Genomic DNA, 13,569 nt, shown 5'->3' with positions numbered 1-13,569 from the left:
ATCAGCACAACTTTTCAAAATCACTAGGAGTGACATTTGCTTCAAGCTAAACAATATTCTGTTAGCCAGTATTGCCAGTCATTGACTGACAAAGAGGATTGGATTGCGGTGGAAGAGCCATTAGAAATATGGCTCAAGCAATACGTTACTCCGCAACAAACTCAATCCAGTCATCTGCTAACCACCATGCGTACCCCAGGCAATGACATTGAGTTGGTCAAAGGATGGTTGCACGCCAGTGGTTTAGTGGACATGGCTTGGGTATTGAGTATTGAAGCAACTGGCACTGAGGCGTTGAAGCATCAGCACAGCAATAGAGTGGTGCTGACCTTGAAGCCTGGCAAGGTTATCCGCTTCGATAAAGCACAGCGAATGCAAACCGCCAACTCAAGTTGTGGTGTGTGTGGACAACAAAGTATTGAATGGTTGATGGATGATTTACCTGCTATTGAACCAATTAATCGAATCAGTATGGCAGCAAGTCGGATAATGTTGATGCCAGCTCGATTACAAAATGCTCAACAGCAATTTCATAAAACCGGTGCTTTGCACGCGGCCGCCCTAATTGATAGTGACGGTAATTTGATTGATATCTTCGAAGACGTAGGCCGACATAACGCCATGGATAAATTAGTCGGCAATAACCTTGCAAACCTACCCGGTAAATTTGCCGTAGTATTAAGCGGACGGGTAAGTTTTGAGATGGTCCAAAAATCTGCAAAAGCCGGTATTAGCATGATAATAGCAGTGGGTGCACCAACGAGTATGGCTGTAGATCTGTGCCGAGAATGGAATATTGCTTTGATTGGGTTTAGCAAGTCTGAGCGGTTCAATCTATATCATGGGCATTCGCAGATACTCGATGATAGCGACATTGCCAACTAAACAAATATTTGTCTACTTGTTAACCTCAAGACGGGTTAATTAATAGGATAAAACGGACAGTATTAATGTGGGGACTAAGATGAGCCAATCATCCAAGCATACAAATCGTATCACCGTGGTTGAACCCAAAGAGTGGGCTGCGGGCTTGCCAGCAGTAATCTCAGCATACAAAAATGTTAGTTTAAAAGTGGGGCCTATCAAGGGCAGTAGATTACTCAGCCACTTAAATCAAATTGAAGGCTTTGATTGTCCAGGCTGTGCTTGGCCTGATCCCTTGCACACACGAGCAACTTTTGAGTTTTGTGAAAACGGTGCCAAGGCCGTCGCCGATGAAGCTACCCTTAAGCGCATCAATGGGGATTTCTTTACACGCTATAGTGTGACTCAACTGAGAGATAAATCAGACAAATGGTTAAATGCTCAGGGGCGACTTTGTCAGCCAATGGTCAAGCATGCCGACAGTGATCATTATCAAGTCGTTACTTGGCAAGATGCCTATACTCTCATCGCTGAACACATCAAGGCTCTTGATAGCGCCGAGCAAGCAACCTTCTACACCTCTGGACGAGCGAGTAATGAAGCAGCATTTTTATATCAACTATTTGTGCGAATGTTGGGCACTAATAACTTACCGGATTGTTCGAACCTGTGTCACGAATCTAGCGGTGTGGGGCTAACAGAAACTTTGGGGGTAGGAAAGGGGACAGTCTCATTAGATGATTTGGAAAATGCCGATGCAATATTTATTTTTGGCCAAAACCCAGGTTCAAACCATCCTAGAATGCTAACTTCATTGCAAAAGGCTAAACGTAAAGGGGCAAAGATTGTCGCCATCAATCCCTTAGATGAAACGGGCTTAAAGCGTTTTAAAAATCCTCAGGAGATTGAAGGAGTTTTAGGTCAAGGCACTGCCCTGAGGGACTTGCATTTAGGGTTGCGAGTGAATGGAGACATGGCTTTGCTAAAGGGCTTGTGCCGAGAGTTGATCGAGCGAGACAATGACGCCAATCCCGTTCTTGATCATGACTTTATTAATCAATTTTGTCATGGCTTTGAGCCGTTTCGGCAGGACATCTTAAGCACCGATTGGAGCTACATCGAGCAGCAAAGCGGCTTAACTCGTCTACAAATACAACAAGCCGCCGATATAGCCTGTCAATCTCAAAGGACCATATGCTGTTGGGCCATGGGCATGACACAACATAAGAATGCGGTAGCTAATATTCAATTGATGACTAACTTCCTGATGTTGCGCGGCAATATTGGCAAACCAGGAGCTGGCGTCTGCCCAGTGCGAGGGCATAGCAATGTGCAGGGCGACCGAACCATGGGGATTTGGGAAAAGCCTACAGCTGAATTCTTGGATGCCCTAGCTACAGAATTTAATTTTGATCCCCCAAGGCATCACGGCGTTGATGCAATAGAAAGTATTCATGCCATGCTAGCGGGCAAGATTAAAGTGTTCTGTGCTTTAGGTGGAAACTTTTTCAGAGCCAATCCTGATCACGAGATGAATGCCAAGGCTCTAGCCAATTGCACTTTGACGGTACAGGCTTCAACTAAGCTAAATCGATCGCATCTATTTACCGGTAAAACCGCATTGATATTGCCGGTGTTGGGACGGACAGAGATCGATCGCCAATCCACAGGTGTCCAAACAGTTACGGTAGAAAATTCAATGGGGGTAATCCAAACCTCCCATGGAAAAATCCCTCCGGCGTCTGCGCATTTAAAAAGTGAAGTTGGATTTATCACAGAATTAGCCGAAACCATTTTGGGTAATAGCCAAGTAGACTGGTTAAGTCTGAGGGATGACTATACTAAAATCCGTGCTCATATTGCTGCAGTCGTGCCAGGTTTCGAAGGTTTTAATCACAAAATTACCCAGTTTGGTGAATTTGTACTGCCTAATCCTGTGCGTGATAAACGCCAGTTCAATACCTCCACTGGCAAAGCTAACTTTATCGTCAATCCCAATCAGCATGTGAGTGTTGAGCCAGGGCAATTCTTGCTGATGACAATCCGCAGTCATGATCAATTTAATACCACCATTTACACTGACGATGATCGCTATCGAGGGGTGTTCGGCGGGCGAGAAGTTATATTCCTCAATCGTCAAGACATGCAAAGGCGCGGGGTCAGCGAAGGGCAATTGGTCGACATTACCAGCTATGATCCAGTAACCCGTAAGGCTCAACGCCAAGTGCTGAATTACAGGGTAATTGGTTATGATATACCCAACGGTTGCGCAGCGGCTTATTATCCTGAAACCAATAATTTAATTTCGCTGGGTCAGGTTGCAGATAGAAGCAACACTCCCGCTTATAAGTCAGTGATCATTAGCATTCACCCCGCAGTTGGCGAAGAAGGGGCCAAGCCACGTAACGAGGTGGAATAAATGCAAAAGCGTCAGCATGATGAATCTTATGTGCAGTTTAGCAGCCCTGATTGGTGCAAAGATGCGGTGATCTATCAAGTTAATACCCGTCAATTCAGCGACCAAGGCACCTTTGAAGCTGTGCAATCTCATCTTCCAAGGCTAAAGAAACTCGGCATCGACATTCTTTGGTTAATGCCGATTCATCCCATAGGAGTCAAAAACCGTAAGGGTAGTTTAGGTAGCCCCTATTCCGTTAAAGACTACTTTGCCGTCAATCCTGACTTAGGTGATCTAGCAAGCCTCAAACGCTTGGTATCAGCAGCTCACGACTTGGGTATGAAAGTTATTCTTGATTGGGTGGCCAATCATAGTGCGTGGGACAACGTATTGGTGGATAGTCATCCTGAATGGTATGCGCGGGATCAAGATGGAAATTTCACACCGACACCGTGGTGGGATTGGGATGACATTATAGATTTTGATTACCGTCATTTCGGCTTGCGAGAATACATGCTCAAAGCGATGTGTTATTGGGTGGAGCAAGCTGACATCGATGGGTATAGATGCGATGTGGCGGGTTTTGTACCGAATGATTTTTGGCGCTCAGTGCGACAACAGCTTACGCAAATTAAACCTATATTTATGCTCGCAGAGTGGGAGTCCAAAGATCTCCATCAACATGCTTTTGATATGACTTATGCGTGGAGTTGGAATGAAATAATGCACAATATTGCGATGCAAAAGGGGGGTCTGAATAAACTTTTTAAATACTATTCGTGGAATCAAAAGAATTATCCCAAACAGGCTCACCGGATGACTTTTGTTAGTAACCACGATAAAAATGCTTGGGATGGAACCCAGTTCGAGCAATTTTCCGACTGTTTACCGCCAGCCATTGTTTTATCTGTCTTAGGCGAAGGTATGCCACTGATTTATAATGGTCAGGAAGCGGGAAGTCGTAAAAGGTTGGCTTTTTTTGACAAGGATTGTATTGAGTGGCAAGAACACGAAATTGGTGAACTCTACCGTCGCTTGATCAAATTGAAGAAATCTCACAGTGCTTTGCATAACGCTCATTGGGGTGCCACAATGCTCAAAGTGGTTAACAACTGCCCAGAATCAGTGTTCAGTTTTATTCGACAAGACACCAACAGTAAAGTTTTTGTGGTGTTAAATTTGTCTGCTAGGCCTCAATCCGTGACTTTTAACAGCACTTTGTTAAGCGGACAGTTTATGTCTGTTTTTGACGACACAGATAGTGAGTTGAACTCAGAACTTACCGTTAATTTAGCACCTTGGGATTATAAAGTTTATGTCAGTTAAATCTTTTTCTGCCAGTCAGGCCCAGGTCTTGGTAGTGGATATGCAACAAAGTCTGTATCCGGTATTATACGGTGCGGCAAGGGTCCTGCAAAAAAGTCGTACATTGCTAACTTGTGCACAACTTATGGACGTACCTATTACTTTTGTTGAGCAGTACCCCCAGGGCTTAGGCAAAACCCATGCAGATCTTGCCGGATTTATCTCAGTCTGTTTTGAAAAAACTACTTTTAGTGCATTGCAACAACCTGATCTTGCTCAACATATTGCTGATATTAAGCAGCAACAGAATCGTCCAGATCTAATCCTCTTGGGTTGCGAGTCCCACGTATGTTTATTACAGACAGCTCTCGGGGCTATGACACTGGGTTATAATGTAGTGGTGGTGTGGGATGCAACAGCGTCTCGTTACGAAGCGGATAGAAGTCTTGCTAAAACAAGGTTAGAGCAAGCGGGTTGCCAACTGGTGTCGACTGAGATGCTAGTATTTGAATGGTTGCAGGGCAGATCCCATGCTAACTTTAAACAAATGATTGAACTGATTCGCCAGCATTAAAAAAGGCGGTTAATCACCGCCTTTTCATCTGTATCTTATGCAAGACACTTGTTGATTGTGTTAGCAATCAGAGGTGTCGCCACCGGTTTTTTCTTTCATTTTGATACAAGCTTCTTTAAGCTTTTCTTCAGCCGCAGCTTTCATTTCAGCAGACTCTTCTTCAGCTGCATCTTTTATATCAGAGGCTTTTTCTTTAGCTGCATCAAGCATGTCTTCACTCTTATCTTCAGCTTCATCCATCATGTCGGCCGCTTTTTCTTTCATTTCTTTAGCTTCTTCGACAACAGCTTCTTTAGTATCTTCAGCTGAATCTTTCTGTGCTTCGGTACAGCCTGCTAAACCTAATCCAGCGATCATCATAGCCAATGCGATTTTGTTTTTAATATTCAACATAGTTTTTCCTTAGTGTAAGTAGTATGTGTAACTTTATTTAGTTGCGTGTGAGCGGCTAAAGGTAGTAACAATAAACAATAGCACCCCAATGTAACAGACTACGGCTACTGTAGCAGACATTATTAGCTTGGGTAGCGAAGTTTTCTGCAAGGCTGCTATCAATACAGTAGATAACACCACAAATATCCAAAATAGCATGTTTAGTCTCCTTTTATTGAAAGCAGCTATTCGGCTAGCGTTTTAGCTCGATAGTAGCTGTATTAATGATTTTTGATTCTATTTGGGAGTAATGCTAAAACTGTTCCAACTATGCATGCTATTGATTTGTATAGATAAAATTTGGGGTGGGGAGTTGCTACACTATAATCCTTGTTAAATAGTGTAGCAATTTCAAGACAGTGTTAATGTGAGTCTTCAAAAATTACTGGAAATGAAGCCTAACAACAACATCACGGCCAATATAGCGGCCATACGTTTAGCCAGTTGGGCAGTGGAGTAGGCTGATGATTGTTTTATTGCAGGCAGCGAGTCGAGTAACCGTGTCATTTGCAATGAGCCGCTATCGCGTAAGCTGGCCAAGTTGCCAGTCAGCCGATTAGCGCTAGCTGGCAACAGTTTTCTATACAGCCATTCAACATCTAAATTAACCGACCGCAGTTCAGCTGGATATAAACCTTTTTTATTTAACCATACAAATGCCAACGCTGAGAAAAACAGTAACTGCAATTGAGTCAATACATGGGTGATATCGTAAGGTACGTAGCTGTTCTCCCAGGGCAATAGTGAGTACAACAAGGCCGGATAGGTGCCAATAAAGATGCACAGTGCAGAGGCTATAAACATCGCCAGCAACATATTATTTGGCGCTTCTTTGGGACGTAAGCCTGAGTCATGGGCAAAGAATGCGAAAAATGGAATTTTGATCCCTGCGTGATGAAATACCCCTGCCGAAGCAAACAGCAACATTAGCCACAAATACTCGTGTCCCGCCTCAATCATAGCTGCCATCACCATACTTTTGCTGACAAAACCGCTGAATAATGGGAAAGCCGAGATTGACGCAGCTCCGACAATACAAAACATAGTGGTCTTGGGCATGGTTTTGTAAAGTCCGCCTAAGTCGGACCCTAGAACATGCCCCACGCGATGCAATACGGCGCCCATGGTCATAAACAGCAAACCTTTGAATATCACATCATTGAAAGCGTGGGCGACTGCGCCGTTTAATGCGAGGCTGGTGCCTATACCAATGCCCACTACCATAAAACCTAATTGATTGATTAAACTGTAGGCCAACACTCGTCTAAGATCGTTTTCGATCACGGCATAAAAAATCGGGAAACAAGTCATGGCCGCGCCTATATAGACTAATAACTCAGTCCCAGGGAAGGTGCGAGCAAGGGCGAAAATAGCCACTTTTGTGGTGAATGCAGATAGGAATACCGTCCCTGTGGGGGTTGCTTCAGGATAGGCGTCAGTCAACCAAGTATGTAAGAACGGGAATCCACACTTGATGCCAAGGGCAATGAAAATAAACCACGAAGCTATGCTATCAAGCCCAATATAGTCAAAGGCAAGTGACTGAGTTTGCTGGTAATGCAGCAAGGTGCCGATTAGTAATAAAATGCCCGAAAAAACTTGGTAGACAAGATATCGAATACCGGCTTTATTGGCTTTTTCAGTACGTCTGGCCAAAATTAACCATACTGAGGTTAGCGCAAGCAACTCCCAAAAGATAAACAGGCTAATCAAGTCGCCGGAAAATACCGCCCCTAAGGCGCTTCCTGCATAGAGTAAACCTGCTGTGTGCTGCAACTTATCTTTGACATGTAGTGAATAGATTATGGCAATCAATGCGGCTATGTGGAATAAGTAACCAAATAAAATACTGAGTTTGTCCACATGCATTATTTGTAATTCAAACTCTACGATACTTACTTGTAGCCAATCGCCATGAGAGGCACTGAAATATAAATTTAAGCCTCCCCAAATCGGGATCAATAGGGTTAGAAAGCGAGCCTTGGCGGGCAGCAATGGTAATAGCAATGCCCCCAGAAAAAAGGGTATAAACGGCGGCAAATTCTCAACCCACATTAGTTATCTCCTTGCTCATCATGGGGCACTTCTGATTCATTTCCATCGTAATAATCTTCTTTACGCATCATGAATTTTCGCATTTTTTTAGCAATAACAACTAACACCACACAGGCAATAAAACCGTAAATAGCATAAAAAGCAGGTATCCGCTCGATGTCGGTATAGATATGTCGATGCAGCAAAAAATCTAATAGCACCAGCAGTAAGCATAAGGCGTAAAAGACCCGTAATATCAGGGTGACATTGCTGGGCTTATCGAAAAAGCCGGGTTGTTCCTCTGGGCCAGTTGGCTGCTGATTTAAATCTGACAAAACTAACTCCTTGCGGTTTATGGAAAGACCGCTGCTTTTGCTAGGGAATAAAATGGCTCTGGGTAAAAGAATAAATAAACGCAAAACACGGCGGGTATAGCCATACCTATTATACAAGGCAATGGTGCTTCATTTATCTTTGCGCTTTGTCCTGCGGGTAAAGGCGAGAAGAAGGCTTTTACAGGTATCACTACTAAATAGGCAATATTCAAAAGTGAGCTAAGTAGCAAGGTGACTAAGAGTGCCCATTTGGTTCCTTCTGGACCCGAAAAATCCATACTGGCTAATAGCAAATACCATTTACTCCACATGCCACCAAAGGGCGGTAAACCAACAATGCTTAATGAGCCAATTAAAAATACTAAAAAGGTAAAAGGCATGGTTCTACCTAAACCCGACAGTTCACTTACTTTGGTTTTATGTGCTGTAACTAAAATCGCCCCAGCTGCGAAAAACAGACTTATTTTGGCAAAAGCATGCATAGCGATATGCAATGAAGCGCCTAATAATCCTAATGAATTCGCCAACACGGCACCTAATACAATGTAACTAAGTTGACTGATGGTAGAGTAGGCCAGACGTTCTTTTAGGTTGTCTTTTGTCATCGCAATAAAAGAGGCCAACAATATAGTCGCCATTGGGAACCAAATTATCCAGTGATTTGCACCGGACAAATTGAGGGCTTCTGGGCCAAAGATAAAAATGGTAATTTTTAAAATGGCAAATACACCGGCTTTTACTACTGCTACCGCGTGAAGCAGCGCACTAACAGGCGTCGGTGCTACCATCGCGGCAGGTAACCATTTGTGCATAGGCATCACCGCGGCCTTCCCTATACCAAATATAAATAAAGCATAAATAAGCGCTATCCATTCGCTGGGAATGTGATCGCCTAATACCCCGCCTTGCGTAAATTGCAAATTTCCGGTGAAATGCCAAATAATCAGCATTGCCGGTAAGAATAGTCCGATGGAAGTACCCATAAGGACACCCAAATATATCCGACCACTGCGTTTGGCTTTTTCATCACCAGAGTGGGTAACAAGGGGATATGTGGACAAGGTCAATATTTCATAAAACAAAAATAAGGTAAATAAGTTGTCTGCAAAGGCGATTGCCATTACGGCGGAAATAGCGATAGCGAAAAGTGCATAGAAACGAGTTTGATGTTTTTCATGGTGAGCCCGCATATAGCCACTGGCGTAAATACTGGTAACCAGCCATAAAATGGCCGCAATCAGGGCAAACAACATCCCCAGCGGATTCAAACTAAAGGCTATCTCCATCCCAGCAAAGGGTTGCGCAAGCACTAAGGTGGCGTCACTCATGTGTTCTAAATGGCCATATAATCCAACCACTACAATTAGCAAAGCTGTAGAGACGAGTAAGGTCACCATTTCCCGCACATTGGGTATTCGGTCGAGTCGGCTAATGAGTAAAGCCCCAAACAAAGGCAATATTATGCTAGTCAATATTAGTAAATCGACACTCATCCTTGCCCCCTATGTCCAGCAAATAAAAGGTCTACGGCCGAATGAGCGGTTTGCATACTGAAGTCGGTAAAAATACCAAAATAAATACACATACCAGACAATATCCATAGTGCAGCTGTCATACTCAATGGGGAGTGGCTAAAGCGTTCACTACCTGATTGTACATCCTGAATTCTGATCTTACTTTGTTGCTGAAAATATAAGACTTCGATTAATTTCCACATGTAAATGATAGCTAGCAAGGAGCCTATAATTATGATCACCAACATGGCCCACTGCTGTTGTTCAATAGCCGCTTGGAGCAACTGCCATTTACTGACGAAACCGACAGTGCCAGGCACACCGATAAGGCTCATTGCAGCAATCAACATAGCGGCAAACGTCCAAGGCATCTCTTTGCCCATGCCTTTCAAGTTTTCATAGGTCGCGGTATTTACTCGGTAGATAAAAAGTCCTGCAGCCATAAAAAGCGCGGCCTTCATCAGGGCATGATTGAATAAATGTAACAGGCTGGCGGTCAAACCACTGCGACTAAAGAAACCAATTCCCATAACCATATAACCGATTTGAGCCACACTGGAATAAGCTAGCATCTTGCGCATACCGTTTTGACCTATGGCTCTTACTGAGCCATAGAGAATTGCCACAGCACCGACTACTACTAGAACCTCTGGTAGCAGCGTAGATAATACATAATCAATTGAAAACACATTGAAAAGACAGCGGATTATTACGTATATGGCAACTTTGGTGGCCGTAGCACACAGAAAAATACTGACTACAGATGGTGCATAGCTGTAGGCATTAGGTAACCAAAGATGTAGCGGATAAATGGCGGCCTTGAGCGCCATTCCCACTATAATAAAGGCGAAGGCCGTGTGGACTAAGCGTATATCACTAGCAGCGACGAGTCCGCTGGATAAATCTGCCATGTTTAACGTGCCGGTAGCAGCATAAGCAAGTCCGATACCGATCAGGAAAAACGTTGCGCCCAAGGTCCCCAGCACCAAATAGTGAAAGGATGCAGTAAGCGCTTTTCGATTATTACCTAAGGCAATGAGTGCATAAGATGCTAAGGATGAAATCTCTAAAAAAACGAAAAGATTGAATATGTCACCGGTTAAGCAAATACCTAGTAGCCCCAAAAAGCACAATTGGAACGCTGTGTAGAATAATGGAATTTGGTGGCTTTCGATCTCAACCTCAACGGATCGTTTAGCATATATGGAGGTCAACATACCGATCCCAGAAACAATAAGTGCAACTAGGCCGTTAACTGAGTCTAAACGATATTCGATTCCCCAAGGCGGTGCCCAACCTCCTAACTCATAATGTATAACAGTGCCATCGGATAACCCCAACAGCAAAATAATCGACATCACAAAGCAGCTTGTTGTGACGAGAAGCGTAATCAGCCACCCAATATAGGCTCGATTTAACATTGCAGTGATAGGCGCACACATTAAGGGTACGACCACCATCAAAATCGTCAGATTTTGTTCTATCATACTTCGCCGTCCATTTTTTCTAATTCATCTTCTTCAATGGTCCCATATGCCTCTTTGATCCGCACTATCAGTGCAAAACCCAGTGCTGTGGTGGCAACGCCGACAACAATGGCAGTTAACATCAGCACTTGGGGGAGGGGATTGGAATAGATATCAAATCCGTCAGCTATAATGGGAGCGGTACCGCCGGTGACTTTGCCTAGACTGATGTAAAGTAGAATTACGCCAGTTTGGAATACACTCAAACCGGCCATTTTTTTAATTAGGTTTGGCTTACTCATCATGGTGTAGAGGCCGGTCATCATGAGTAAAATTATGATCCAATAATTGATATGACCTAATACATATTCCATCATACTGCCCGTGTCCTTCTTGCAAAAGTAAAGAATATCAGCACCATAATTGCGGCCACTGTCAGACCTACGCCTAATTCAATCACAATGATACCTATATGCTGACCTGCTAAGGGGGTCGAGGCTAGGACGCCGTAATCTAAATATGTACCTCCCAATATTAGTGATGCAACGCCAGTACCAGCATACAAAAGCACTCCTAGGCTAGCCGTAATAACTAGGGCTTTATCTGTCAATATTTTGGCTGCAGCATCTAAGCCAAATACTAATGCATATAGCAACATCGCCGAGCTGAAGATAACCCCGGCTTGGAAACCACCACCAGGACTATAGTCGCCATGAAATTGAACATACAAGGCAAACAGCATGATAACGGGAATTAGCACTTTGGCGATGACCCGAAGAATTAAGTTATCAACCACCTTTAACTCCTTTTACTCTGGGTTTTTGTTTGCGCCTAAGCAGTAAAAGCACACCTATCCCAGCAGTGAATACAACGGTAACCTCACCTAGAGTATCGAATCCCCGATAGCTGGCTAAAACCGCTGTAACCAAATTGGGTACCCCAGTGTCTTGCTGGCCCTTTTCGATATATCGTTTAGCCACTTGGGTATGTACTGGCGATTCTTGATCGCCTAAGTTGCCCATATTGTGAGTGCCGTAAAATAGTAATCCTCCGGTAACAAGCACGATAAACAAGGGGCCTAAAGCTAATTTAGGCCGTTTTTTCTCGTGTGTATCATGGGTAACAGCTAGGGTGGCTAGCATTAAAACTGTGGCAATTCCGGTACCCACAGCAGCTTCTGTAAAGGCTACATCAGGTGCATCTAACACCATGAACAAACCTGCAACCAGTAAGCTGTACAAGCCAAACATCATGGCTACCGCAAATAAATTTCTGACTTGAAGAATTGAGATGGCCATCACCAACAGAAACAACAACAACACAATGTCGATTATGAGACTTATCATCACTGCTCCTCATTTTCGTTACTACAGGGAAGGTTTTTACCGTTATTTTGCGGTTTCAATCCCCAATTCCAAGCATTGTTTGCGAGTGAGAATGAAGCTGTGGGGCTGGTAAAAAATAAAAACATAAATACCAGTAGTAATTTGACAGTTACCAGAGAAAGGCCACTTTGAAATGCTAAGCCGGTGAGGATTAAAAAACTACAAAGCGTGTCAGTCACCCCAACGGCATGAAGGCGGCTGTAAAAATCGTTCAAGCGGTGCATGCCGATGCCACCGATTATGCCAAGCAGGCATCCTAAACTAACAAAAATACAGGTCAAAACATCCGCTATTATTAAGATCATTGACTTTCCTTAGATGGTTCAACACCACTCTTAGCTTGTTCTGCGTCAAATTGAGGCTGCATAGCAGGAGTGTCTTCCTGTTCTGGATGAGGGTCGGCATATTCCTTGTTGCGCTGGACCAAACGCAGTGCCGCCACAACGCCTATAAAATTCAACAACGAGTAGAGTAAGGCGATATCTAGTACGTCTGGGCGGCCTGAGATAAAGGCGAAAACCGCCACCAACAATACAGCTTTGGTACCGAACATGTTTACCGCTAAGATCCGGTCAAATACTGTAGGTCCCAATAATGCTCGGGCTAAGGCTAACGCCATTGTCACCATGATTGCCAATGCTGCCGCTATAAAAAGTTGACTCACTGGTTTTCTCCTGCTTGATTATTTTTGTCCAGCGGGATCAATTTTGCTATCTCACCCTCTAGCAAAGCTTGCGCCCCTTCCTCGCTAATAGTATGGACATACAAATAACCGTCTTCGATATGTAAACTGGCGGAGCCAGGAGTGAGGGTAATAGCATTGGCGTAAATGGCTTTGGTTAGATCTGATGATTGTTCTAATGGTATCTTGATCAATTGGGGGTTAATAGGTTTGACGCCTAATATTCGCAGGGTCACATCGATATTCGCAGTGAAGATTTTTTTGGCCAAAACCAACCAGAACCACAGCAGTTGAGCGGCCATAGTAATCGGATGACTTTCATGGTCGATAAGCTCCATCCGTCTGGCCATCAGCAACACAAATAGCACTGAGACTATGCCAAAGCTGATAAACAATATGTTGAAGTGGCCAGAGAGTAATAACCACAGTAGCATAAGGAAAAGCCCAAGGCTGAAAGTCAACTTCAAAACTGAGTGCTCCAAACTAAAAACATTGTTACCTCATTATGTAATTTAACTAAGCAGAATGGATACCTTAGATGAAAGTCCATGCTATTGCCAAGCCCAAGTGCAACTAACCG

The 13,569-nt window shown here is 43.8% G+C and carries 16 protein-coding genes; 4 read left to right on the top strand and 12 right to left on the bottom strand.

Translation table 11 applies throughout. From position 1 onward, the window contains the following. The first annotated feature begins 36 nt into the window (after nt 1–36). The 4 genes from fdhD (at nt 37) to QR722_RS12845 (ending at nt 5,141) form a co-directional block, all read left to right on the top strand. Nucleotides 37–885 carry a formate dehydrogenase accessory sulfurtransferase FdhD gene (gene fdhD, locus QR722_RS12860; protein ID WP_286283270.1) on the top strand — a complete coding sequence of 283 codons (849 nt, stop codon included), beginning with the start codon at nt 37–39 and terminating at the stop codon, nt 883–885. A gap of 79 nt (nt 886–964) precedes the next feature. Beyond that, nucleotides 965–3,283 (top strand): FdhF/YdeP family oxidoreductase, encoded by a 2,319-nt coding sequence (locus QR722_RS12855; protein ID WP_286283268.1) that lies wholly within the window; start codon nt 965–967, stop codon nt 3,281–3,283. Next, nucleotides 3,284–4,588 (top strand): alpha-amylase family glycosyl hydrolase, encoded by a 1,305-nt coding sequence (locus QR722_RS12850; protein ID WP_286283267.1) that lies wholly within the window; start codon nt 3,284–3,286, stop codon nt 4,586–4,588. Then, on the top strand, nt 4,578–5,141 hold the full coding sequence (locus tag QR722_RS12845; RefSeq protein WP_286283266.1) for an isochorismatase family protein: 564 nt from the start codon (nt 4,578–4,580) through the stop codon (nt 5,139–5,141). The genes QR722_RS12850 and QR722_RS12845 overlap by 11 nt, the downstream gene beginning before the upstream one ends. A gap of 60 nt (nt 5,142–5,201) precedes the next feature. On the opposite strand, the gene QR722_RS12840 is transcribed toward QR722_RS12845, so the two are convergent. The 12 genes from QR722_RS12840 to QR722_RS12785 form a co-directional block, all read right to left on the bottom strand. After that, nucleotides 5,202–5,534 carry a hypothetical protein gene (locus QR722_RS12840; RefSeq protein ID WP_286283265.1) on the bottom strand — a complete coding sequence of 111 codons (333 nt, stop codon included), beginning with the start codon at nt 5,532–5,534 and terminating at the stop codon, nt 5,202–5,204. 33 nt (nt 5,535–5,567) lie between these two features. Further along, on the bottom strand, nt 5,568–5,732 hold the full coding sequence (locus QR722_RS12835; protein WP_286283264.1) for a hypothetical protein: 165 nt from the start codon (nt 5,730–5,732) through the stop codon (nt 5,568–5,570). A 216-nt stretch (nt 5,733–5,948) separates the two neighbouring features. Further along, nucleotides 5,949–7,628: a Na(+)/H(+) antiporter subunit D gene (locus QR722_RS12830; protein WP_286283263.1), complete on the bottom strand. Its 1,680-nt coding sequence runs from the start codon at nt 7,626–7,628 to the stop codon at nt 5,949–5,951. Beyond that, entirely contained in the window at nt 7,628–7,942 is a 315-nt protein-coding gene (locus tag QR722_RS12825; RefSeq protein WP_286283262.1) for a hypothetical protein, read from the bottom strand. The genes QR722_RS12830 and QR722_RS12825 overlap by 1 nt, the downstream gene beginning before the upstream one ends. A gap of 17 nt (nt 7,943–7,959) precedes the next feature. Beyond that, nucleotides 7,960–9,435 (bottom strand): proton-conducting transporter transmembrane domain-containing protein, encoded by a 1,476-nt coding sequence (locus tag QR722_RS12820; RefSeq protein ID WP_286283261.1) that lies wholly within the window; start codon nt 9,433–9,435, stop codon nt 7,960–7,962. Then, nucleotides 9,432–10,943: a monovalent cation/H+ antiporter subunit D family protein gene (locus tag QR722_RS12815; RefSeq protein WP_286283260.1), complete on the bottom strand. Its 1,512-nt coding sequence runs from the start codon at nt 10,941–10,943 to the stop codon at nt 9,432–9,434. The genes QR722_RS12820 and QR722_RS12815 overlap by 4 nt, the downstream gene beginning before the upstream one ends. Next, nucleotides 10,940–11,299, bottom strand: coding sequence for a cation:proton antiporter subunit C (locus tag QR722_RS12810; RefSeq protein WP_286283258.1), 360 nt, complete (start codon nt 11,297–11,299; stop codon nt 10,940–10,942). The genes QR722_RS12815 and QR722_RS12810 overlap by 4 nt, the downstream gene beginning before the upstream one ends. Then, nucleotides 11,296–11,718, bottom strand: a complete 423-nt coding sequence (locus QR722_RS12805) for a Na(+)/H(+) antiporter subunit B (RefSeq protein WP_286283257.1) — start codon at nt 11,716–11,718, stop codon at nt 11,296–11,298. The genes QR722_RS12810 and QR722_RS12805 overlap by 4 nt, the downstream gene beginning before the upstream one ends. After that, nucleotides 11,711–12,268, bottom strand: a complete 558-nt coding sequence (locus QR722_RS12800; RefSeq protein WP_286283256.1) for a DUF4040 domain-containing protein — start codon at nt 12,266–12,268, stop codon at nt 11,711–11,713. The genes QR722_RS12805 and QR722_RS12800 overlap by 8 nt, the downstream gene beginning before the upstream one ends. Beyond that, the gene (gene mnhG / locus QR722_RS12795) at nt 12,268–12,612 is read right to left on the bottom strand and encodes a monovalent cation/H(+) antiporter subunit G (protein WP_286283255.1); all 345 of its coding nucleotides are present in this window, start codon (nt 12,610–12,612) and stop codon (nt 12,268–12,270) included. Before mnhG ends, QR722_RS12800 begins: the two co-directional genes overlap by 1 nt. Further along, complete coding sequence (locus tag QR722_RS12790) at nt 12,609–12,971, bottom strand: MrpF/PhaF family protein (protein ID WP_286283254.1); 363 nt, start codon at nt 12,969–12,971, stop codon at nt 12,609–12,611. Before QR722_RS12790 ends, mnhG begins: the two co-directional genes overlap by 4 nt. Next, entirely contained in the window at nt 12,968–13,423 is a 456-nt protein-coding gene (locus tag QR722_RS12785; RefSeq protein WP_286283253.1) for a Na+/H+ antiporter subunit E, read from the bottom strand. Before QR722_RS12785 ends, QR722_RS12790 begins: the two co-directional genes overlap by 4 nt. Nucleotides 13,424–13,569 lie beyond the last annotated feature (146 nt).

This window comes from Aliiglaciecola sp. LCG003 (genome assembly GCF_030316135.1).
Taxonomy (GTDB): Bacteria; Pseudomonadota; Gammaproteobacteria; order Enterobacterales; family Alteromonadaceae; genus Aliiglaciecola.
The sequence above is the reverse complement of the archived record's forward strand: the minus strand, read 5'-3'. Positions and strand labels throughout refer to the sequence as shown.

Coding starts and splice junctions, on each gene's coding strand:
- QR722_RS12830 (WP_286283263.1), bottom strand. CDS start 7,628: ATGTGGGTTGAGAATTTGCCGCCGTTTATACCCTTTTTTCTGGGGGCA.
- QR722_RS12835 (WP_286283264.1), bottom strand. CDS start 5,732: ATGCTATTTTGGATATTTGTGGTGTTATCTACTGTATTGATAGCAGCC.
- QR722_RS12845 (WP_286283266.1), top strand. CDS start 4,578: ATGTCAGTTAAATCTTTTTCTGCCAGTCAGGCCCAGGTCTTGGTAGTG.
- QR722_RS12815 (WP_286283260.1), bottom strand. CDS start 10,943: ATGATAGAACAAAATCTGACGATTTTGATGGTGGTCGTACCCTTAATG.
- QR722_RS12855 (WP_286283268.1), top strand. CDS start 965: ATGAGCCAATCATCCAAGCATACAAATCGTATCACCGTGGTTGAACCC.
- mnhG (WP_286283255.1), bottom strand. CDS start 12,612: ATGATCTTAATAATAGCGGATGTTTTGACCTGTATTTTTGTTAGTTTA.
- QR722_RS12820 (WP_286283261.1), bottom strand. CDS start 9,435: ATGAGTGTCGATTTACTAATATTGACTAGCATAATATTGCCTTTGTTT.
- QR722_RS12840 (WP_286283265.1), bottom strand. CDS start 5,534: ATGTTGAATATTAAAAACAAAATCGCATTGGCTATGATGATCGCTGGA.
- QR722_RS12785 (WP_286283253.1), bottom strand. CDS start 13,423: ATGCTACTGTGGTTATTACTCTCTGGCCACTTCAACATATTGTTTATC.
- QR722_RS12810 (WP_286283258.1), bottom strand. CDS start 11,299: ATGATGGAATATGTATTAGGTCATATCAATTATTGGATCATAATTTTA.
- QR722_RS12850 (WP_286283267.1), top strand. CDS start 3,284: ATGCAAAAGCGTCAGCATGATGAATCTTATGTGCAGTTTAGCAGCCCT.
- QR722_RS12800 (WP_286283256.1), bottom strand. CDS start 12,268: ATGATAAGTCTCATAATCGACATTGTGTTGTTGTTGTTTCTGTTGGTG.